The organism is Lactiplantibacillus pingfangensis, from assembly GCF_005404945.1.
In the GTDB taxonomy this organism is placed as follows: domain Bacteria; phylum Bacillota; class Bacilli; order Lactobacillales; family Lactobacillaceae; genus Lactiplantibacillus; species Lactiplantibacillus pingfangensis.
Genome location: NZ_BJDG01000021.1, coordinates 1 through 20,832 on the forward strand (window position 1 = coordinate 1; position 20,832 = coordinate 20,832).

Here is a 20,832-nt window from a genome sequence, read left to right on the forward strand (position 1 = left end):
TGCAAACGAAAATCAGCCCAATACCTTATCGTCTAACGACTCTAAGATATTGAGCTGATTTTCGTGAATATATTGGGTCTACTTTTACAAATGGTACACTTTTATTTAACTTATGATTTGAAACATCTTCAGATATTGTATTTTCATGCACTTCGCTACTATTAGTTTGACCATCACCGGCAGATACATCTACACCATTATTACCAGTTTGATCATCATTTACAGGCATTTCTACACCATTATTACCAGTTTGATCATTATTTACAGGTATTTCTACACCACTATTACCAGTTTGATCATCATTTACAGGCATTTCTACACCATTATTACCAGTTTGATCATCATTTACAGGTATTTCTACACCACTATTACCAGTTTGATCATCATTTTCTTTAGCATTTTTTTGTTCCAGCCTAGGTATTAGTGCTTCTATATCCTTTTTTTTACCAAAGGTACGTGAAATGGCCATATCTTTTTCATCAGATACTAGTTTGGCTTCATCCAAAACCCTCTTTATTTTCTCAACTTGCTCACTAGTTGGGCCACTACTACCGACAGCACCAATATACATTTGAATTGCCTTGTTATTTAATATTCTATCAGCACTTGTGATTCCACCAATATATTCACCTATTGTTTTTCCAAACATATTTTTAAAAAGTGATGTAGCTTTCCCCACATAACTAGCATCTTTCCCCATAGATCTAGCATAACGACGTGACGATTCTGTGTCCCAAGCCACACGCCCTATTCCATTTTGCATGCCGTCATGGTTTCTAGCCATTATACGCTGTGCTTCGTCTTTGTTAACTATCGTAACCTCAACTTCAGTTGGAACTTTATCTAAATTTGCCTGTTGTAAAACTTTCTTATGCTTTTTACTCAAAAAGCCATACTTATTTGGATCACTTAGTAAGTTCAATGCTGCTAAACGCCTATTACCTTCATAAACATCATATTCATTTGTATTACCATGTTGAACTGCATATATTGGCTCATTTTCATCAAAACCCTTATCTGCTATTTCAAGAGCCAAGTTTATCAAATGAGACGAAGCTTGCCGATTCACTTTATACAATTTTTCTACGGCATCAAAATCACTAACTGCATCGATTGTTCTTGGATTAGTGGTTAATTGATGTAATTTTTCAATCTTTATATTTTCCCGTTTAGGTTTGCTCATTTTCTTCATTCCTCGATTACACTGCACAATATTATTATCTAAAAAACTCTTGCTCCTATACATTTAGATTATATACAACATTCTGTACTGTTATCAACCATCTATCAATAACTACTGACTTGTGTAACCTTTTCATACATTACCCATAGTTCAGAAAAAAGAATGGTCGGCAGCAAGCCTATTTAACACTTCTGAGTTATCGCCATGCTAGAATGACCAATATTACGTAAAATGTAGACTAACTAGATATATTCTTATCAGCAATCATCAAAGTAGTCAACGTATGCCTAAAAGTATGCATGCTGACCTTAGACTCGGTCTCTAGCTTTTTCTGTAATTGATGATGCTATGCACTGCCGTTCTGATTCTTGGGTAACCGACTATCCTTATTTAGTAATGGAAAGTGATTAGAGTTAGCAATTCTATTTCGAAATAAGGCCTTCCAATAATAGTGAATCCACCCCTCTAGGATCTTCATAACCTTAGGTGGAATTGGTATCGTCCGCTTAGTATGTTGAGTCTTAGATCCTTTTATTATCGCCATTCACACTATTCCGGCGTTTAAAAGCCACGCAATTCTGATCGGATGGTCTTCATTTCATCCAGAATCATGTGACTTTTTAGGCTTATATTATCTGCGAGAAACTGATTACTCCAGTATTTTATGCGTAAACAAAATTGGCTAGTAGGTTCCCGATAAAATGTCGAGGACACGCTAGCCAATTATTGGATTAAACATTCACTTCAATTTTAAAGCTCATTTTAGTCGCAAAAAATTAGTGAAATTCTTCTATTTACTTAGCACCCAGGTGATTCTCATCCAGCATATATTGGAATTTAACCATACTGCTTGCTTTAAACAGTCCTTGCCCTACTACTTTCATTGACCATTACAACAAAGTAATTGTCCTCTTTGTTGTAACTCCAAATAGTGCATGCCCGTAAATCCATTCTTGTAGAGCAAACCAATCAATCACTTAGGTCTTGCCCGTTAGAAGCAATTACCTTTTTATACCAACCAAATGAATCCTTACGCACTCGTCTAAGTGTGCCATTACCATGGTCATCCTTATCGACATAGACTAAGCCGTAACGCTTCTTCATCTCTCCAGTTCCCGCAGAGACTAAATCAATACATCCCCACATGGTATATCCTAGTAACTCAATACCATCGATGGTCACAGCATCATACATAGAAGAAAGATTAGCTTGTAAATACTTAATTCGATAGTCGTCATGAATCTTACCATCTGCTGAGACTTGATCATCCCAACCTATTCCATTTTCAACAATCCACAGCGGTTTATGATAACGATCGTACAAATTGTTTAATGCAATTCGCAACGCATTGGGGTCGGTTACCCAGCCCCAAGCGTTAGTTTTGAGATACGGATTTTTCACACCAGTAGTAAAATTTCCCTTATCACCACTGATTTCATCATGAGTTGTCACCACATTCGAACCGTAGCATGAAAAGCTCAAAAAATCAGCCGGATACTTAGCTAGTAATTTAAAATCATCAGAATATTGATCGATTTTAATGCCTTCACGTTGATAGTAAGCTAATCGATACTTGGGGTAATGCCCACCAGTTTGAACATCCGCGTAAAAGTAAGTATCCTGCATCTGCAATTGCACTTTCAATTGATCTGCTGGGTCAGCCGAATAAGCATACAATACGCCATAATTCAGCATTTGACCAACCTTCATCTGTGGATCAATTTCATGAGCGATTTTAACGGTTAGGGCACTCGCCACAAATTGATGATGCGCAGCTTGTGCCTTATTTTGCTTACCACCATCAATGACGCCACCTGCCATAAACGGAGCAAATTCCATACAATTAATTTCATTAAAGGTTAACCAATATTTGACCTTTTTATGATAGCGCTTCAGTACAAGCGTTGCATACTTAACAAAAAAATCAATCAATTTACGGCTAGCCCAGCCGTTATACTTAATGGCTAAGTTTAGCGGCGTTTCATAGTGCGACAATGTGACTAATGGCTCGATATGCTGTTTAACACATTCATCAAATACACGATCATAAAATGCTAGTCCCGCTTCGTTAGGCTGCTCATCATCGCCATTTGGAAAGATGCGTGCCCAATTGATGCTGAGTCTGAAAACTTTAAAGCCCATCTCTGCCATCAAGCTGATGTCTTCTTTGTAATGGTGATAAAAATCAGTCGCCTCGTGACTAGGATAATATTTATCTGGTAAAATGGCTGGAATCGTACCAACTGGTACCTGCCGCTGATCTGTGTAAAAGCCAAATTCAGTTTCACCAGTCTCTCCAGTTCTAGGATTTTTCCAAGTAACCATTCTGGGCTTATCATTAGCACCTACCGTTAAAACATCCGACGTGCTTAGACCCTTACCATCATCCAAGTAGCCACCCTCATATTGATTAGCGGCGGTTGCGCCGCCCCATAAAAACCGGTCATCAAATGCCATTCAATGTGCCTCCATTCTACCTAGCGTACTATCATCAACTATGTTTATACTGGTTGCTGTGCTGGTCGAATCAAAACTTCGCTCACAACGACGTGCTTAGGTTGATCGATTGCATACAAGACTGCTTTGGCAACATCTTCAGGACTAATAGCTAAACCACTTTCCTCCGGGGAATCAAACAGTGTTTCAATATTTTTTTGAAAAGCCGCGTCACGAACACTATTAACCAATTCAGTCTTCACGGCCCCTGGTGAAATAATCGTGGACCGAATACCATCAGCATTTTCTTCCTGTCGCAAGCCTTCCATAATTGCACGTACGGCAAATTTTGTGCCGTTATAGACTGCTGATCCAGGATAAACAACATGACCAGCAACTGAATCAGTCGCAATAATCAGGCCATCATGCTGCTTCTTAAAAATCGGTAACGCTTCGCCGATACCATTCAGAACACCCATAATATTGGTCTCAATCGCTAACTGCCACCCGTCATAATCCCGACTGCTTAGCAATCCTTGTGGCATAACACCGGCGTTGTTATACAAAACATCCACATGCCCAAATCTTTGAACTGCAACATCCAACAAAGCAGCAACTTCGCTTCTTTTAGTGACATCCGTCGCTTTAAAAGCAACTTCACCAGCCTCATCCTTAAGTTCATCGGCAATTTCAGCTAGACGCTCAACTCGGCGAGCACCTAAGACAACCTTGGCACCCTGTTCAACTAATAATCGCGCTGTCGCTCTCCCAATACCTGACGAGGCACCAGTAATAACGACAACTTTATTTTTAATGCTCATATTTTTAGCTCCTTACTGAGATTAATCCAGTTTAATTATTGTTCGTCAATTCCAATCAAAATCACAGTGCTTCCAACCATACAGCGCTAAAGTACAGTCGCTTTAACTTTCTATACATTGAGAATAATGCCTAGCAGCAAGTATGTCCAATGCTTAAACCAAATCCATTGCTATGCTTTTATTCTATATATGAGCAACGGGTTACGGCTACGTCTGAAAACAACTTGCCCCACTAACAACTACAATCTTCACTTAAACAAATGCAGGACCAACTTATCTTTTAGGCGGAGAAAAACAGTATTCAAAATATTCAGTATTAATCCGTTGATAATGCTTTACTATTCACAATCACATAGTAGGCCACCCGCTGGCTAATTCTCCACGACTTATTAACTTTGACATAAGTATCTTGATACTTAACACTATAATCTGTTAAAACTTCTTGACCTTCACTATTCACACGAACCATTTTCATTTGTGAGTACAAAGTACCCGTTGCACCTGCTCGGTTAAAATCAACAATGTGCTGGCCATCCAAACTAAAATAACGGTTTACTTCAGTAGCGTGGGTCTTAAATTCCTGGATCAACTTTTCCCGTCCAACCGTCTCCACAACCATCTGGTCGCCAAAGTAAACTTGATAATTAACATCTGAAGTCATCAATTCTAACTGTTCTTCCGTCCGCTTTTCATCACCCAGTACAGTCCACCGATTGACTAATTTATCCAAACTGATTTTTTCTTCGAAATTTTTCATGGAATACCTCCTATTTCTGTGCTAATTGTTCCAATAAATTACCATGTGCTTTTTCTTGCTGAGCAACTGCGGCCAAAGTCGGAAATTGATCAACCAATGCTTCATATTTTTGGGCCGTATCAAATTGTCCCTTGGCAGTCATTTCGAGTACTTTTTTCATTCCAAGTAGTGCTTTCATAACGCCCATCATTTTTCCAATGACCCCATTGCCTTTAACCACTGTCTTAGTTAATTTTTGTAACGCTTGACTGTGCGCATATTCCTCATTTGAGATTTGCAGTAATTTTTGAGTGATTTGTGGATCATTCGCAATCTTTGCCAATTGCCGATAGATCTGTACACCAACTAATTCGCCCTTTTGTAGTCCAATTAATTTTTTCAAACTTTCGTTACCCAAGTTAAGTCATCCTCCTATAAGTTGTTATGTCAGCTAAAATCAATTTCCTAAGCACTTAAGATGAGTCTATTAAAACTCTTAGCTGACATTTTGTCAATTAGAATGTTTATAAAAATCTGAAAGTCAGTTATCGAGTTGCTTTTTTAGCTTTTTTAGCGTTGAATAGACTTATCTGATTTTAACCAAGGAGGTCGTTTGCCATGGCTTTTCAACGTGCCCGATCAAAAGAACAGGTTGAGGCAAGAAAGCACGCTATAATTTTATCCGCAGCAAAGGTGTATCAGGAACTCGGCTATGAAGGCTTGAGTTTCGCCAGCATCGCCAGTCATACCGATTTTACTCGTCCCACTATCTATAATTATTTTGAAACTAAAGAAGAAATATTAATTTTGATTCTAATTAATGATCTTGCAGAATGGTGTAAAGATTTCAATAATCAGTTTATTTTGAATCATATTTACTCAATTAAAGATGTGGGAACTATCTGGACCAAATGCCTGATGCAACATGAGCGGATGATTGAATTACACTCAATTTTGTTTACGATTATCGCCAAAAATGTTTCCTCAGAATATCTGACTAAATTCGAACAAGCTTCCAAGAATGCCCGTCAGCAGATGGCTGCAACCTTAGCCGAACTATTTCCCAACGCAAGTGAACCAGCACTAATTAGCTTTACGTTCTCAGCACTATCGTTAGCACTGGGCGAATTTCCAGTGGCGAAGGTTAGCGACTTAAATCAGAAAAACTTTTCATTTGAAGAAATCGGGATTGACTTTAAAAATAGTTATCAGGATGCGATTTACCTCTTGTTGTACGGATTAGAGCATAATATTTCGACGGACTAATTTGTCTGAAAATCTTACTTAATTTGTCCATTTATTGCAAAAGGACCTCTGGAAAATGATCCAGAGGTCCTTTTGGCATTTATATGATTGCATCTTTCACTAAGGATGTCCACAGCCATCCTTCTAAAATTAATTCTATTTACTTCGCAACCGCGTGGTTCTCATCCAACATATACTGAAATTCAATCGTCCCACTTAACAAGTCGGCTTTAAATAACCCTTGCGTCCCATTATTTTCATCAGCCATCACAACGAAGTAACTAGCTCCTTCATCAACGACGTGTTGGAAACTAACGTATTCACCCTTAAAACCGTTCTTTCGGAATAAACCAATCAATTTAACCATTTCGCGTTGTGTAACTTCGTTTGCGTTTGTTGCTTCACTCATATATTTAAATACCCCTATCGATTCTCTTAATCTTACTGTCTAAACTTATGCCAATACTAACCCGTGGGCAGTACGGGGACGACGGGAGTCATTTTCACCTCACGCGCAGTCCCCTGAAACTTTAATCGCTAGTGACTAATTAGTGACCACTACCAGCCTTCAACTCCGCTAACTTTTCTTCAATCAACTGATTAGCAATGCCAAACGCCTTCAAGCGCCGTTTAGCCAATGTCATCTGGGACTTATAACGTGATGGCTCATCTTTAGCTTCAAAAGTCTTCACCACTTCACGGATTTTATGCAAAGTGGAATCAATCTGGCGTTTAGCTTCTACTAATTCTGCTTCATCATACATGCAAAGCCCTCCTAATTTTCAGAAAGTTAACAAACTAAATTGAAAGTGGCAGTGCCCATTTAGCGTCCGTTTGCTGTCATTAATTGCCAAACTCATCCTAAGTTATCACAACTTAGCCGAATTTAGCGCCATAAAAAAGCGCCCCCACGAATGCGGACGCTTCTTCTAAAATCAGTAAATAATCACGCTGATTATTTGCCTAACTTTTCTTTGCCTAAGACGTTTAATTTTTCATCAAAGTCATAAACAACTGGTTCACCAGTAGCCATTTCAAGGTTCATGATATCATCATCGGAGATGTTTTCAATGTACTTCGAAAGGGCACGTAATGAGTTACCATGGGCTGCGATGATGACGTTCTTGCCATCAAGCAACTTTGGCGCAATCTGGTCTTCCCAGAATGGCATAACCCGTTCCAAGGTAACCTTCAAGTTTTCGCCACCAGGGACGATGTTAGGGTCTAAGTCAGCATAACGACGATCGTTAACAGCTGAACCTTCATCATCAGCACTCAATAATGGCGGTAAAACGTCATATGAACGACGCCAGATATGAACTTGATCGTCACCGTATTTTTCAGCGGTTTCCTTCTTGTTCAAACCTTGTAAGGCACCATAATGACGTTCGTTTAAGCGCCAAGTCTTGGTTTCAGGAATCCAAAGTTGGTCAGATTCTTCCAAAACGTAGTGCAATGTCTTGATGGCACGAGTCAAAACTGAAGTAAAGGCATAATCAAACTTCAAGCCAGCTTCGGCAACTTTCTTACCAGCAGCCTTAGCTTCTTCAACACCCTTTTCACTTAAATCAACGTCAACCCAACCCGTAAATTGGTTTGACAGGTTCCATTCACTTTGACCGTGACGAATCAATACTAATTTTGCCATAGCAGTTAATGACCTCTTTCATTTATTATTTACTCCACTCATTTTACACTGAAACGCCGAAAAATCAAAATATTATCGGGGGTTATTTCCCGAATCATGGTCAGAATTTAAACTTTTTTTCAAATGAATTTTTGGTTTGAGACCATGAACCGGTTTCACGCCAATAATATCCAAAATAAAGTTAAATATTGGCACCCCGACAATCAGGCCCCAAACCCCAAATAGTCGTTCGCTCACCAGTAACACGACAAACGTATAAAAGACCGGTAACTCGGTGCGGCTCGCCATAAATTTAGGATTCAACACATAAGCTTCCAACGTGTGCACGATGGCGATCATGATCACCATATACACCACATACCGGAACCCACCGACTGAATAAGCAATCAAACTCAATGGTACTAGTGAAATAATGACTCCAGCCACTGGAATTAAGCTCAATAGAAAAATCATCAAGCCTAAGCTGATCAATTGTGGCATATGTAAAAAAGCCATAAAAATCACTGTAATCACGGTATTCACAATCGCAATTAAAAATTGGGCTTCCAAAACCACCCCAAAGCTATTGACGAACTTCTGTGCAAAAAAGTAAACATCTTGGAAAAACCAGCCAAAGGTACTTGTCAGGAAGCGTTTTGAGAAACGTTTCATTTGACGTTCTTCAACGGTAAAGAAAAAGCTCAATATAAACGACAGGAAGAACGTCAGACCCATATTACCAATATTTGTAATGTATTTGAAAACAACCGAAATACCAGTTTTAAACTGCTTTAGAATCTCAGATTCTTGGAAATAATTCGTGACCCACGATAAAAATTCGTTCGTATCATGCGATGGATCTTGATAGAATCGATAGACTGATTCAAAGGTTGAAAAGGTTTGTTTAATCAACTGAGGCAAATACGTGGTGACCGCAAAGTACATCCCTAAAACGACCAACGCATACACCGTGATCACAATCACAGCACTCGGAATCTTCACCCATCGTTGCACGAATCGGACTAAGCGCGTCACTAAAAAGGTGAAAATGAACGTTAACAAAATAATACTCAACATGCTTGAAGCTAAATACAACCCCACACAAATTAGCAATAAGACGCAAGCTCGCCGTAGCCGCACGTTGTGGACAAATCGTGACCAAAATTCCAAGCAACATCCACTCCCTCTACTATCCTTACATCCATTCTAACTGAAACGGTCGCAATAAACATGAAAAGTCCGTCATTATTACGCAAAAAACGTGTAAAGCTATCGCTAGCCTTACACGTTTTATAAGCGTCTCTATGAAAAATGCATCTTTAAGCTTTCGAGTCCTAATGCCTGATGAATGATCTCAGAGGCCCCACCTAGTAAGGCGGCCGATTGAACATTCTTCGTTGCAATGATCGGCACTTGCCGCGTTGGCGAGGACATCTTCGCGGTCGTGTCACGCAAATCTGTCAACAATTGTGGCAAGATTTCCAAAACACTCGTGTTCAAAACAACCACATCTGGTGCGAAAGCGGTGGAAACATTGGAGACCACCTTTGACAAGTAGTAAACAAAATCATCAAATACTTTGGTTACTTCTGGATCGTGGTTAATATAATCATGTTTAACCGCGGTTAAATCCAAACGATCCACATGCTTAATCGCTTTCAATTTCGCCCACAAGGTCTTTTCGGAAGCGTATTCATTGGCGGATTCCATATGATTCTCAACCGTGCGATCTTCAAGTAACGCCGTGCCCACTTCACCGGCTTCACCTTCATGACCTGAATACAACCGTGAATCAGCAACGATTCCGGCATGGATTTCATCCCGAACGACCACCGAAACGACGTTGTCAAAGATTTCATTATCATGGAAATCCCGTTCAAATACGGCCGTTAAGTTTGCTTTCTTTTCCAGCATAACTGGGATACGCAGTTTGTCGCGTAAATATTTCGCCAAATCAAAATGCGCTAAACATTTTATTGGCGTCTTCAAGATTTTGTTTTCGTAAATAATGCCGTCTAGTGCAATTGCGACCCCCATCAAGCCATGGACGGTACCATAATCATCCACATTTCGTAACTGATCTTCAATTAAGTCAATGACATCCGTTAAAGTCATATCCGTTGTCTTGAAGCTCTGAAAATGTAGGATCTTACCATTGAGCCGTGAATACATTAACTTCACAGCGTCTACAGATAAGTCGATGCTGGCAACAAAGCCATAGTTGACGTTGAGTTCCGCCATTACAGGTTTCCAACCACCATTTTTAGTGCTGACCCCACAACCAATTTCCTTGATAAATTGTGCCCGGAGCAACTGGTTATAAATATCAGAAACCGTTACTTTGTTTAAACTTAAGTTACGGGAAATTTGACTACGACTGATCGGACCTTCATTGATAACTTGTTGAAGGACTTGCTTCTCGTTCGTACTACGCATGACATGTTTATTAATAATCATACTAAATTTCGGCGCTAGCGCCGCATGACTGGATAACCTTAATTGACCAAACTTGACAAACAATCTTGTCCATTGGCGCTGCCATGTATCCATCCAATCGACGTCACACCTTAACCCCCTAATCTTGTTAATATTCTAAAGCATCTAACAGAAATAGTACACAAAATAGTCATTTTTATACCTATTTTGACATTAAACTTGTAAAAAAATGCCCCAAAGTGATATAAATCTGACTGCCCCCACGGTTCAACTGCCATGTAAGCGTAGAAATTAATCTATCCTTACACCTCTATTTATAACAGTTTTTATAAAAAAATCACCGATTCACACTTAATTTCAAGTGTTTTATCGATGATTGTAAAGTATGCTTCCATACTGGTCCTTAAATCTTAATCAATTATGGCTGTGATTGCCATTGTCGCGCTGCTTCAACCGGTGTGATATGTGCGGCCGCCGCTTGTTGCATAATGGCTTGAATCTGTGCATCCGTAAATTGGTTACCATCCAAGCCCGCAGCCGTCAATTCTGCCCGTGTGGCTTGAATCCCAGATGGATCGACCGTCGTACTCGTGCTCGTCGCCGCTGAAGAACTCGTCGTTGAAGCCGAACTACTTTGCGTCTGACTAGTTGTCGCCGTTGACGACTGACTGGTCGCGCTACTACTTTGACTTTCTTTAGCAGGTTTACTGTCCGACGACTTGGCCGGCTGCTCACTAGTTTGATTAGCATTTGACGTCACCGTCTGGGCTTCATTGTTTGTAATTGGCGTTGACCCCGTTAATGACTTGAGCGCAGCGTTATTTTCATGTCGTAGTCCCTTCGCCTTACGATAAATATCTTGGTAGTAATCTTGAGAAAATTGTTTGTTTTGGAATAACACCATTAGAACCCCGTTTGAATCCGTAAATTCATTGGCCTGATTTAAAACTAACGCTTTTTGATATAACTTATTGTCGCGTTTGCGTTGGCTAATGATCGTATCTAATAGTTCAAGCTTCGTCTGAGAACGTGTCATCAAAACACTGGACCCTTTTTTAACATTCTTCACCGTCGTAAAGGCCGTCTGTGCCGCGGCAAATCGGCGTGCTTTAATTGCTTCTTGGCCAGCGATATAGGTTTGGGTCTGTGATAAATAGCGCTGTGCCGCAGTATCGTTGACGATCGTGCGTGAGGCACGTGTAAAAGCATCCTCAGCTTCTGAGTATTGCTTAGCCGTAACGGCTTGTTTCCCACTCTGCATCTCTGTATGGTAGCCTTGCATTTGGACTTGATGTCGCGAATAAGTATAACCACCGACACCAACTGCCACGAGAATCGTCACGACGACCCAAAGCCATTTTTTCATGATGACACCCCCCTTTTGGTTGATGTCCTATTATACCATTTTAGCAAATTATCCGGGGTGCATTGTGCTTACAAAACTGTTTTCAGAGGCGTATAATAACAATTGTATTTTTTATCGAGAAAGGATCCTTATTCTAATGCTAGAAAAGACTTTTTATCACACCTTTTTAAGCCGCTCTTTCAATATTCCAGTAAAAGTTAATTATTGGGATGGTAGCAGCGAAAATTATGGTGGTGACGGTACCCCAGAAGTAACTGTGACTTTTAAAAAGGCGATTCCAGTTCGCGAAATCACTAAGAACGCTTCAATTGCGTTAGGCGAAGCTTATATGGACGGCGACATCGAAATTGATGGTAGCATCCAAAAGTTAATCGAATCAGCTTATGAATCAGCAGATAGTTTCTTCAACGATTCCAAGCTCAAAAAATTCATGCCGAAACAATCTCATTCTGAAAAGAAGAGTCAAGAGGACATCCAAAGTCATTATGATGTTGGGAATGACTTTTATGAAATGTGGCTTGATTCCACATTGACGTACTCCTGTGCTTATTTTCAAAATGAAGACGACAGCTTAGAAACTGCCCAAATCAATAAGGTGCATCACATTATTCAAAAACTCAATCCGCAACCCGGCAAAACATTGCTCGACATTGGTTGTGGTTGGGGAACGTTAATGTTAACGGCTGCTAAAGAATATAACTTGAAGGTCGTTGGGATTACGTTATCCAAGGAACAATACAACCTCGTTGCCAAGCGGATTGAAGACGAAGGTTTGAGTGACGTGGCCGAAGTTCGTTTGGAAGACTACCGCGAACTTGGCGACGAACAATATGACTACATTACCAGCGTTGGGATGTTTGAACATGTTGGTAAAGATAACTTGGAAATGTACTTTAAAGATGTTAAAAAGTATCTTAAAGACGATGGTGTGGCCTTATTGCATGGGATTACCCGTCAACAAGGTGGCGCAACCAATGGCTGGCTCGACAAATACATCTTCCCAGGTGGCTACGTTCCTGGGATGACCGAAAACTTACAACACATCGTTGACTGTGGCTTACAAGTTGATGACGTGGAAACGTTACGCCGCCATTACCAGCGGACCACTGAATTGTGGGACGAGAATTTCAATGCCAAACGGACTGAAATCGAAGCCAAAATGGGTACCCGCTTCACGCGGATGTGGGATCTTTATCTCCAAGCCTGTGCCGCTTCATTCCAATCAGGTAACATTGACGTCATGCAATACCTTGTTTCTAAGGGACCTTCATCACGGACCTTACCAATGACCCGTGAATACATGTACGAAGACAATACCGTTAACGCTTAACTTAACTTTCAAAAGGCACTGAAAATCAGGACTATCCTGGTTTCCAGTGCCTTTTTTGCACTTTACTAAAGGTTGAAAGATCAAAATCGCTAGTAATTACTACCATGTCAATGATTAGGACATGAAGATTAGTTGACATGACCGCTTCCAGTCGCCACTGATAACACGCGGTCGTGGGACCGGATCAAGCCTGAGAAACGTCTTGGTCCTCGCCCGTAGCCCTTGCACAATTCGCAAGTGTCCCGGACCGTCCGTGGCGTAACGCCGGCAAGAAACATGCCGCCCCAACGCCACCTTCACGACCGATGCCATCAGCGGCGACTTCCAGCTAATTTAAGTATTCTTAGGCTAGGGTTAGCGGAGGCATGCAGAATTGTTGTGCTGCGACTGTCCCTACAGCACAGCAATTCTGCATGCCGGAGCGGGATCAGCACTAATTTTAAAGTGCCTGTTACCTATATGACAGTGTTTAAGGACCCTTTTGTCCTTTCAACCTTCAGACTTTATCTAAAGGTTAAAAGGTGGCTAGTGGCTATCAGATAGCAGTATTTACATACGAAATATTACTCACAGACAGCCAATGAAAGCATTGAGAAAGTTCAAAATATTGCCGACTGGCTCAATGATTTTCAAGAATCAGATCAACCGTTTTTAACGTCATTTACTTTATAACCATTGACCTAGCTGAAGGGCGTCGCTGATTGCATCGGACGTGAAGGTCCCGTTAGAGCGGCGCTTTTTGCCGGTCTTACGGGATGGACGGTCCGGGATAGTTGCGATTTTTGCAACCATTCCGGGCGAAGGTCAAGACCGCTTCTCAGGCTTGACCTGGTCCCTCGTCCGCATGTAATCAGCGACGCCCGGAAGCGACAACCTTGACTATTTTCGTACCAACGTACCGTTACGACAGCGCTTATGAGTGGTTTTCATCTTTCAATCTTTAACATTTTTTCATAGATTATGCAACTTGCATAAGCATTTTGACCCATTTCCAGCTATCCTAGGATTTGTGCTCAGGGGTGTTATGACATGAACTGGCCAATCCAACTGATCAGCACTAGGACCACGATGGCCTCGGCAGCGCGCAGCCACCATCGATAGCGGACCCAGTTGCCCTGATTAACACGTCGACAAACCCAGCGATTGACCAAATGCATCACGACTGGTAAGCCAATCATGATAAAAATAGCACTCAATGTCACGACTTGATCTCGCGGATGTGGGTCAGTAAAACTGGCTAAAACAATTACGAGCCAAAGTCCCACGTACGACCACCATAGTGCTTTTTTAAGTCGTGGCCAGGCGGTCGGCAACCATTGCTTAACTTGTGAGGCTGTCAATTTTGACGGTTGTTGTGGTGTTATGGCAGCCAAAAAATCAGTCGCTGTTTGATAACGTTGCTGTGGATCAATCGCCGTTGCGCGTTCGATGATTGGACGCCAATACTCATCCGTCGTTAATTTCGTCATACTCGCTTGTCGGGTGGTCGGGACATTTCCAGTCAACAAACAGTTCAACACAATTCCGAGTGAATAAATGTCACTGCGGCCGTCGGTTTGGGCAAAGCCATAATTTTCCGGTGCCGCAAAACCACTCGTCCCAAGGAGCCGGGTGTCGCTACTTTTATCATGTTGATATTCACGGGCCGCACTGATATCAATTAAGTAATAGTGTTGGTGACTGACCATAATATTGCTTAGCTTGACGTCCCGATGCACAATGCCTAGCTGTGCAAGTTGTTGCAAACTTTGACTGACATCTAAGGCCACTTGTTGCACGTCAGTTGGGTTAAACGTCCCTTGATGAGCTAATTCATCTGCCAAGGAGTGACCATTGATCAGTGTTTCAATACTCAGTTGGCAGTCTGGCGCTTGCAAAACAGCTTGCACCCGTGGCATTAGCGCAATTGGCTGTACCTTTAATTTTTCAGCAATACGCAACTCTGCTGGCGTAATCAACTTGGCGACAAACACGACTTGTTGCTGTTGAACCAGTAGTGGAAACTCCCGCCCAGTAATCAGCGGCCCTAATGGTGTGTAATCATGCGCTGCTAGCAGTTGCATTGCTTGAACGATCGGTAACATCTTACTGGCCCCTTTCTTAATCAGTTTCAATACCTAGTCACAGTCAAAAATTTGGAGGAATTACAATGTCAAAAGAAACAATTGTTAATGAAAATAATCAAAAAACGATTCAAACCAATCGTCCCCGCACAGCCGAATTAGTCCTTGGAATTGTCGGCGGCATTTTCGGGATGATTGCCGGCATTATCGCCATCGCTATCGGCGGACTTGGTAGCGCGTTTGGTGCTAGCGGCAGCGGTAGTATCGGTGGCTTGGGGGGTGCTTGTATCGCCGTCTCGGCACTGGCGATTGTCTTAGCCGCACTAATTAACAAAAATCACAAATTAATGGGTTGGCTCATCATTATCTGTGGCGTGCTAAATATCGTTTTTGTGAGTTACTTTGGTATCTTGAGCGGACTCTTAATTATCATTGCTGGTGGTCTAGCACTTAGAAAGTAACTTTTTAATCGTTTTAACGCTGCGAATTCTGGTACACTTAAACCATTAATGAACAGTCGAGGTAATCTAGTTATGGCACAAAAGACATCAGAATTACTCAACGAAATCATGCACGCTAAAGAGGCCGACCAATTTATGACAAATGTCGAAACCAATTTTGCTCACTTCGAACCAGCTGAATATTTAGCCGAATTATTACACATTAAAGGCCAAACTAAAAGTGTGGTGATTCATCAGGCCAATCTCACACCGACGACTGGCTATCAATACTTTGACGGTAAACGTCGTCCCAGTCGGTCGCGCCTGTTGGCACTTGGATTTGGGTTTCACTTATCTTTAGACGAGACCAATACCATGTTAAAACGTACGGGCTATGCCCCACTCTATGCCAAAGATGAATGGGACGCCTTAGTTATTTTTGCCCTCGTGCAACGTTTTAATCTGAACCAAACCGATGAACTTTTATTTCAATACGGTTTGGGCACGATCACCGCCGCCAACTAGCAACGAAAATGGGTACAGCAAATTTCAGCAGTCAACCTTCTGCAATAACAATTCAGAAAGATCACCGAGCTTGGAGCTTAACGCCAGGCTCGGTTTTTTTAGTTAAAATACCAAATAATAACAACCACTTAGCCCAATAAAAGCGTAAATCACGCGCCGAACCATTAACATGTTCATGTGTGGCAAAATTCGACCGGCTAAAAGTGTCCCCAACATGGCGCCTAACATGCCAATTAAAACGATTGGAATATCCGCTGAGCTTAAAATACCCGTTGAGACCCGAATCGTCGTGATGTAAATAATATCAATCAAGAAAAAAGTTTGTAAGTTAGCAATATAATCTTCGGTCGTCTGCGATAATGATAAGAAATACAAGGCCATCAGTGGGCCGCCAATCCCAAATAACCCATTGAAAAACCCTGAGATGATCATAAAAGCCCCTGCAACGTAAAAGGGATAGCGCTGCGTTCCCGCTTGTTTGGAGAGCGTGAAATAAATTGCTAATCCGACTAACAGCCCACCCAACAAGGTCCGCAGCAACTGGACGTCTAACACTTTGCCTAAATGAACTGACCAGGCCGCAACACTCGCGTATATGATAAACGGGATGATAATTCGCTTGAGTCGAATATGTTGTCGATAGCGCACGACCATTGTGATCACGCTAGCGGCCATAATTAGTCCGGCCACCCCGGCGCTCTGGTCAATTGGTAACAATTGCGGCAAAAAAATCATCATAATAATAGCCGCACCAAATCCAGTTAGCCCTTGGACTAGCCCCGCTAAAAATCCGGGTAAAATTACGAGTAACCACGTCACTGCCAACGCCCCCCTCTCTTGATAAATTGTCTTGCAACTTGGTTTCCTATTCTAAAAAAAAGAACCAGCCTATGCTAGTCCCATCGTTAAAGTTATTTTTCAAATATGCAGTACTAGCACAAATATCATCACTGACACCAAGCCAATGACCACTGATAAGGTCATTGACCGGGTTCTAAAGGCGATAAAACCAACAATAATTGCCGAAATAATCATGCCTAAATTTCCTGATGTCATGACTTGGTATTTGCTATCAATAAAGACACTTTTCACAACTAGTGCCGTGAATAACGACACCGGCACAAAGCGCATCCACTCGTTAAACCACTCTGGAATTTTGCGCTTCGTAAAGAATAGTAATGGAAAGAAACGTGGAATAAACGCCACAATGGCACAAAAGATGACCAACCAAAAGTGGTCCAAACTACTCATTGAACTGACTGATTGCATAATTAAAACCCCTCTGTACCTTACTTGTCAGAGTCTTCCTCCATGGCCGAATGACCAGTGGGATCGTGAACTTTATATAACAAATGACTTTCTGGCTTATGTGCGATTAACTGGCGTTCAATAAAGTAGCCAGTCAGTGACGCCAATAACGTCGCGACAACTAATCCTAACGTACTCTTCATCAAAACTAAGAAGAAAATCGTTAATACGCCAGATAACGCACAAACTAAAATCGTTAAGCGACTCTTTGTTTGCATAATTGCCATATAAATGAATAGCGCGGTTAACGCAAAATCGACGACACTTAGATTAATGGTCAACGCACTCCCAATTAGACTGCCGACAATATTGCTGACTGTCCAAAATAGTAGTGAATAGTGCTCAACTAACATGGCCTGACTAGGTTTCCACTGCTTATCCGTCGCAAACTTTAAATAGTTCACGGCATAATTTTCGTCGTTCATCGAGAACGCAAAAAAGAAGATAAACGGTAACCGTTGTCCCTTTAAATAACGAGACAAGCTTGACCCAAGCAACGCGTAGCGTAACTCCAAGAAAAACATCATCAAAATAATTGTTGTCATTGGTGCATTGATGGTCAACATCGATGCAATTAAAAATTGGGCACCACCGGAAAAGACCAATACTGAGATTAACGCTGTCAGTAGATGGTTGAACCCGGCCGCATGCAATAAAACCCCACAAGCAAGACCAATGGGAATATAGCTCAGCCCAAGTGGCATTACAGTCCGTAATACCATTAACCAATTTGGCTCGTTCTTTTTCACCAAGAATGCCTCCAGTACCTTACCAGTAAAGAATTCTAGCAACATTGTCTGATGTCTATTTACTTAGACATTCGGGTCTAATTTTAACATGTTTCACCCGTCAATCCTACCTCTAACATTAGATTGTTCGCTTATTCACGAAAAGCAAACGCTTACATTAACTATTTTCTAATCAAAATGCTTTCCAAGAATCACCAAATCATTTGGCCGTTGGTCCAGCTCAGCCACTGCTGGTAAAAATCCCCATTGGTCATAGCCAAATTTCTTAAATAATTTAATACTTGGCAAATTACTTGAAAAGACATAGGCCAGTAAAACTTTCAGCCCCGTCAACGTTACTTGAGTTGGCACCATTTCAAGCACCTGACTGCCAATCCCTTTGCCTTGAACACTGCGATCAAGATAAATCGAAATTTCAGCCGTTTTTGCATAAGCCGCCCGTCCATAAAATGGTGAGAAGCTCAACCAGCCAATAATCAACCCATCATTGATAATTACCCACAATGGATAGTGATCAGTAGTGTGCGCCAAAAACCAGTCCCGACGCTGGTCAACAGTCACCGGTTTCAGATCAGCAGTCACTTGATGTCCTGGTATGACCTGGTTATAAATATCCACAATAAGTGGTAAATCTGACATCGTTGCACTGCGTAAGGTTATCCCCATGACATTCAATCCTTTCACAACAACCTATTTTGTAAAACCCTTTCTTTATTATACCGTTATTCAGAAAATGCCACATTTCTTTTTCATGTCACTTTATCTGACAAGTCATTTTTTGAGTGATCCCGCTACGGCAGGCAGAAATCGCTGTGCTATGGTGGGACAGTCGCAGCCATAGTGCGGTCTGCGACTTCGATTTAAAGCCGATAACCCACGTCTTTAAATCGCCCTGTAAGATTAGGCGGCCAAGACCCGCCGGCCAATCTTACCGACACAGCACAACGATTTCTGCCCGCTTCCGCTAAACCTAACCTAAAAACAGTTAAATTAGCTGGAAGTCGCCGCTGATAACATCGGTCCCACGGCCGCATGTTATCAGTGGCGACCGGAAGCGGTCATGGCAACTAATCTTCATGACCTAATCGTTGACATGACAGTAGTTACTAGCAATTTTGTTTTTTCAACCTTTAAGCTAGGACTAAAAAAACACCTAAAACCGAAGTCTTAGGTGTTCAAATGACTATTTAGTTAAACCAGCTTCTAACACCACGCCACATACGGACGAAAATGTTGGCTTTTTCGATTGATTGCTTTGGTGTGACATTGACGGTCATCGACTGACTCTTGGTCCCACTAACAACGCTGATTGTTTTCTTATTCAACGCTAAATTAGCTGTCCCAACGGTCTTGCCGTTCTTGACTGGTGCTTGTAACTTACCGGCAGTTGTGGCAGTTTTGTTCAAACTAACCGTCCCTTTAAGTTGTGATGCATCCGTACCAGTTGGCAAGTAAACCTTAGTATTATTACTATTATTAACCAAGGTTGATGTTAAAGCTTTCCCATCTTGGACGTTAACCGCTTTGACGCCATTGATCGTTTTGTTTTTCGCTAATGTCGTGGTCGTGTAGTTATGATAAACATAAGACATGATCTGAGCCGTTTGCGTGAAACGCTCCGTCCCACTGTCATTGGCGGCACCCGCATGCATGACAACCGTAATAATTCGATTACCATTGCTAAACTTAACCGTCCCAGTAAAGGCATTCCCAGCTTTGGTTGATGTCCCAGTCTTCAAGCCATCGACTGGTAAGGCATCATAATGCTTAACCAAGCCTTTTAACATGAAGTTCCGATTATCCATCTTAGTTTCTGAGCTAGTGCCCTTTTCAAACCAAGCATGCGCGATACTAGACGTCTTCAAAACTTCTGGATAGTCAGCCAACAGCTTTTGGGCAACGGTCGCAACATCTTGAGCTGACATTTCATTTTCAGCATCGGCTGCTTCACTGCTGTAACCAATGGCACTCCCAACTTCTTTGTTGGTCAAACCGGAAGCGTTGATAATCGTTGCATCAGTAATACCAAAAGACTTAGCCGTTTTACGCATCATGTCCACAAACTTATGTGGTGACCCTGCAACTGCATCGCCCAATGCGGTAATGGCCGCGTTAGCCGAATAAATTTCAGTCGCGTTGTAAAGTTCACGTACAGAATACGTTTTAGTCGCAAGTAGCGGCACATTGGCGTAATCCGTATTTTGACTCATCTTAGCAACATCTTTGCTCACACTGATTTTTTGATTCCAAGACAATTTTCCTTGCTTAATCGCCTGTAAAACTAAGTACGTGCTTAACATCTTAGTCATCGACGCAATCGCCATTGGCTGAGTGCTATTCTTATCATATAAAATCTGCCCAGTCCCAGCATCAACGGCAATCGCCGCCTTAGCCGAAATTGATGGCGTCGTTGCTGCTTGGGCCGTAATCCCCGCGTCAGCAATCCCCAGTCCAGCCGTGGTAAACGTCACCGCAGCAACGAGGCTGATCATAATCTTCTTTAATGTTCCCGCAACTCTCATTTCTCAATTATCCCTTTCCTGAATGCCGAATCTAATATAGTTAAG

The 20,832-nt window shown here is 41.6% G+C and carries 21 protein-coding genes; 4 read left to right on the forward strand and 17 right to left on the reverse strand.

Annotation, left to right across the window (positions count from 1 at the left end; translation table 11 throughout):
- Positions 1–25: 25 nt before the first annotated feature.
- From FFM74_RS09915 to FFM74_RS09935, 5 genes are all read right to left on the reverse strand, one after another.
- Positions 26–1,183, reverse strand: coding sequence for a hypothetical protein (locus FFM74_RS09915; RefSeq protein ID WP_137626478.1), 1,158 nt, complete (start codon positions 1,181–1,183; stop codon positions 26–28).
- A 969-nt stretch (positions 1,184–2,152) separates the two neighbouring features.
- Positions 2,153–3,640, reverse strand: coding sequence for a glycoside hydrolase family 1 protein (locus tag FFM74_RS09920; protein WP_137626479.1), 1,488 nt, complete (start codon positions 3,638–3,640; stop codon positions 2,153–2,155).
- A gap of 44 nt (positions 3,641–3,684) precedes the next feature.
- Positions 3,685–4,440 carry an SDR family oxidoreductase gene (locus FFM74_RS09925; RefSeq protein WP_137626480.1) on the reverse strand — a complete coding sequence of 252 codons (756 nt, stop codon included), beginning with the start codon at positions 4,438–4,440 and terminating at the stop codon, positions 3,685–3,687.
- 316 nt (positions 4,441–4,756) lie between these two features.
- Entirely contained in the window at positions 4,757–5,197 is a 441-nt protein-coding gene (locus FFM74_RS09930) for a nuclear transport factor 2 family protein (protein ID WP_137626481.1), read from the reverse strand.
- Between the two features lie 10 nt (positions 5,198–5,207).
- The gene (locus FFM74_RS09935; protein ID WP_137626482.1) at positions 5,208–5,594 is read right to left on the reverse strand and encodes a ferritin family protein; all 387 of its coding nucleotides are present in this window, start codon (positions 5,592–5,594) and stop codon (positions 5,208–5,210) included.
- Positions 5,595–5,794: 200 nt separating this feature from the next.
- Between FFM74_RS09935 and FFM74_RS09940 the strand changes: the two genes are divergently transcribed.
- Positions 5,795–6,442: a TetR/AcrR family transcriptional regulator gene (locus tag FFM74_RS09940; RefSeq protein WP_137626483.1), complete on the forward strand. Its 648-nt coding sequence runs from the start codon at positions 5,795–5,797 to the stop codon at positions 6,440–6,442.
- 139 nt (positions 6,443–6,581) lie between these two features.
- Here FFM74_RS09940 and FFM74_RS09945 read toward each other — a convergent pair whose 3' ends face one another.
- The 6 genes from FFM74_RS09945 to FFM74_RS09970 all read right to left on the reverse strand — a co-directional run bounded on the left by FFM74_RS09945 (position 6,582) and on the right by FFM74_RS09970 (position 11,850).
- On the reverse strand, positions 6,582–6,830 hold the full coding sequence (locus FFM74_RS09945; RefSeq protein WP_137626484.1) for a hypothetical protein: 249 nt from the start codon (positions 6,828–6,830) through the stop codon (positions 6,582–6,584).
- Positions 6,831–6,969: 139 nt separating this feature from the next.
- Complete coding sequence (locus tag FFM74_RS09950; protein ID WP_137626485.1) at positions 6,970–7,185, reverse strand: hypothetical protein; 216 nt, start codon at positions 7,183–7,185, stop codon at positions 6,970–6,972.
- Between the two features lie 191 nt (positions 7,186–7,376).
- Complete coding sequence (locus FFM74_RS09955) at positions 7,377–8,069, reverse strand: 2,3-diphosphoglycerate-dependent phosphoglycerate mutase (RefSeq protein WP_137616185.1); 693 nt, start codon at positions 8,067–8,069, stop codon at positions 7,377–7,379.
- Between the two features lie 72 nt (positions 8,070–8,141).
- Entirely contained in the window at positions 8,142–9,218 is a 1,077-nt protein-coding gene (locus FFM74_RS09960) for an AI-2E family transporter (protein ID WP_137626486.1), read from the reverse strand.
- Positions 9,219–9,350: 132 nt separating this feature from the next.
- Positions 9,351–10,505 (reverse strand): ROK family protein, encoded by a 1,155-nt coding sequence (locus FFM74_RS09965; protein WP_137626530.1) that lies wholly within the window; start codon positions 10,503–10,505, stop codon positions 9,351–9,353.
- A 397-nt stretch (positions 10,506–10,902) separates the two neighbouring features.
- Positions 10,903–11,850, reverse strand: a complete 948-nt coding sequence (locus tag FFM74_RS09970) for a cell surface protein (RefSeq protein WP_137626487.1) — start codon at positions 11,848–11,850, stop codon at positions 10,903–10,905.
- 136 nt (positions 11,851–11,986) lie between these two features.
- On the opposite strand from FFM74_RS09970, the gene FFM74_RS09975 reads away from it, so the two are divergent.
- Positions 11,987–13,180, forward strand: coding sequence for an SAM-dependent methyltransferase (locus FFM74_RS09975; RefSeq protein WP_137626488.1), 1,194 nt, complete (start codon positions 11,987–11,989; stop codon positions 13,178–13,180).
- A 1,022-nt stretch (positions 13,181–14,202) separates the two neighbouring features.
- Here the strand turns inward: FFM74_RS09975 and FFM74_RS09980 are convergent.
- Positions 14,203–15,264, reverse strand: coding sequence for a protein kinase domain-containing protein (locus tag FFM74_RS09980; RefSeq protein ID WP_137626489.1), 1,062 nt, complete (start codon positions 15,262–15,264; stop codon positions 14,203–14,205).
- Between the two features lie 65 nt (positions 15,265–15,329).
- Between FFM74_RS09980 and FFM74_RS09985 the strand changes: the two genes are divergently transcribed.
- Together FFM74_RS09985 and FFM74_RS09990 are read left to right on the forward strand one after the other, a co-directional pair.
- Positions 15,330–15,704 carry a DUF4064 domain-containing protein gene (locus FFM74_RS09985; protein ID WP_137626490.1) on the forward strand — a complete coding sequence of 125 codons (375 nt, stop codon included), beginning with the start codon at positions 15,330–15,332 and terminating at the stop codon, positions 15,702–15,704.
- Between the two features lie 72 nt (positions 15,705–15,776).
- The gene (locus FFM74_RS09990) at positions 15,777–16,208 is read left to right on the forward strand and encodes a hypothetical protein (protein ID WP_223877214.1); all 432 of its coding nucleotides are present in this window, start codon (positions 15,777–15,779) and stop codon (positions 16,206–16,208) included.
- Positions 16,209–16,310: 102 nt separating this feature from the next.
- Here FFM74_RS09990 and FFM74_RS09995 read toward each other — a convergent pair whose 3' ends face one another.
- The 5 genes from FFM74_RS09995 to FFM74_RS10015 all read right to left on the reverse strand — a co-directional run bounded on the left by FFM74_RS09995 (position 16,311) and on the right by FFM74_RS10015 (position 20,787).
- A complete protein-coding gene (locus FFM74_RS09995; protein ID WP_137626531.1) occupies positions 16,311–17,027 on the reverse strand; it encodes a sulfite exporter TauE/SafE family protein in 717 nt (238 codons plus the stop codon).
- 99 nt (positions 17,028–17,126) lie between these two features.
- Complete coding sequence (locus FFM74_RS10000; protein WP_137626492.1) at positions 17,127–17,477, reverse strand: AzlD domain-containing protein; 351 nt, start codon at positions 17,475–17,477, stop codon at positions 17,127–17,129.
- Between the two features lie 20 nt (positions 17,478–17,497).
- Positions 17,498–18,310, reverse strand: coding sequence for an AzlC family ABC transporter permease (locus tag FFM74_RS10005; RefSeq protein WP_137626493.1), 813 nt, complete (start codon positions 18,308–18,310; stop codon positions 17,498–17,500).
- A 123-nt stretch (positions 18,311–18,433) separates the two neighbouring features.
- Positions 18,434–18,931 (reverse strand): GNAT family N-acetyltransferase, encoded by a 498-nt coding sequence (locus tag FFM74_RS10010; protein WP_137626494.1) that lies wholly within the window; start codon positions 18,929–18,931, stop codon positions 18,434–18,436.
- 521 nt (positions 18,932–19,452) lie between these two features.
- Positions 19,453–20,787 carry a D-alanyl-D-alanine carboxypeptidase family protein gene (locus FFM74_RS10015; protein WP_137626495.1) on the reverse strand — a complete coding sequence of 445 codons (1,335 nt, stop codon included), beginning with the start codon at positions 20,785–20,787 and terminating at the stop codon, positions 19,453–19,455.
- Positions 20,788–20,832 lie beyond the last annotated feature (45 nt).

Excerpts from the sequence above, each read along its gene's own strand:
- FFM74_RS09915 (WP_137626478.1), bottom strand. The coding sequence starts at position 1,183 with ATGAGCAAACCTAAACGGGAAAATATAAAGATTGAAAAATTACATCAA.
- FFM74_RS09920 (WP_137626479.1), bottom strand. The coding sequence starts at position 3,640 with ATGGCATTTGATGACCGGTTTTTATGGGGCGGCGCAACCGCCGCTAAT.
- FFM74_RS09925 (WP_137626480.1), bottom strand. The coding sequence starts at position 4,440 with ATGAGCATTAAAAATAAAGTTGTCGTTATTACTGGTGCCTCGTCAGGT.
- FFM74_RS09930 (WP_137626481.1), bottom strand. The coding sequence starts at position 5,197 with ATGAAAAATTTCGAAGAAAAAATCAGTTTGGATAAATTAGTCAATCGG.
- FFM74_RS09940 (WP_137626483.1), top strand. The coding sequence starts at position 5,795 with ATGGCTTTTCAACGTGCCCGATCAAAAGAACAGGTTGAGGCAAGAAAG.
- FFM74_RS09945 (WP_137626484.1), bottom strand. The coding sequence starts at position 6,830 with ATGAGTGAAGCAACAAACGCAAACGAAGTTACACAACGCGAAATGGTT.
- FFM74_RS09950 (WP_137626485.1), bottom strand. The coding sequence starts at position 7,185 with ATGTATGATGAAGCAGAATTAGTAGAAGCTAAACGCCAGATTGATTCC.
- FFM74_RS09955 (WP_137616185.1), bottom strand. The coding sequence starts at position 8,069 with ATGGCAAAATTAGTATTGATTCGTCACGGTCAAAGTGAATGGAACCTG.
- FFM74_RS09965 (WP_137626530.1), bottom strand. The coding sequence starts at position 10,505 with ATGATTATTAATAAACATGTCATGCGTAGTACGAACGAGAAGCAAGTC.
- FFM74_RS09970 (WP_137626487.1), bottom strand. The coding sequence starts at position 11,850 with ATGAAAAAATGGCTTTGGGTCGTCGTGACGATTCTCGTGGCAGTTGGT.
- FFM74_RS09975 (WP_137626488.1), top strand. The coding sequence starts at position 11,987 with ATGCTAGAAAAGACTTTTTATCACACCTTTTTAAGCCGCTCTTTCAAT.
- FFM74_RS09980 (WP_137626489.1), bottom strand. The coding sequence starts at position 15,264 with ATGTTACCGATCGTTCAAGCAATGCAACTGCTAGCAGCGCATGATTAC.
- FFM74_RS09985 (WP_137626490.1), top strand. The coding sequence starts at position 15,330 with ATGTCAAAAGAAACAATTGTTAATGAAAATAATCAAAAAACGATTCAA.
- FFM74_RS09990 (WP_223877214.1), top strand. The coding sequence starts at position 15,777 with ATGGCACAAAAGACATCAGAATTACTCAACGAAATCATGCACGCTAAA.
- FFM74_RS10000 (WP_137626492.1), bottom strand. The coding sequence starts at position 17,477 with ATGCAATCAGTCAGTTCAATGAGTAGTTTGGACCACTTTTGGTTGGTC.
- FFM74_RS10005 (WP_137626493.1), bottom strand. The coding sequence starts at position 18,310 with ATGTTGCTAGAATTCTTTACTGGTAAGGTACTGGAGGCATTCTTGGTG.
- FFM74_RS10010 (WP_137626494.1), bottom strand. The coding sequence starts at position 18,931 with ATGGGGATAACCTTACGCAGTGCAACGATGTCAGATTTACCACTTATT.
- FFM74_RS10015 (WP_137626495.1), bottom strand. The coding sequence starts at position 20,787 with ATGAGAGTTGCGGGAACATTAAAGAAGATTATGATCAGCCTCGTTGCT.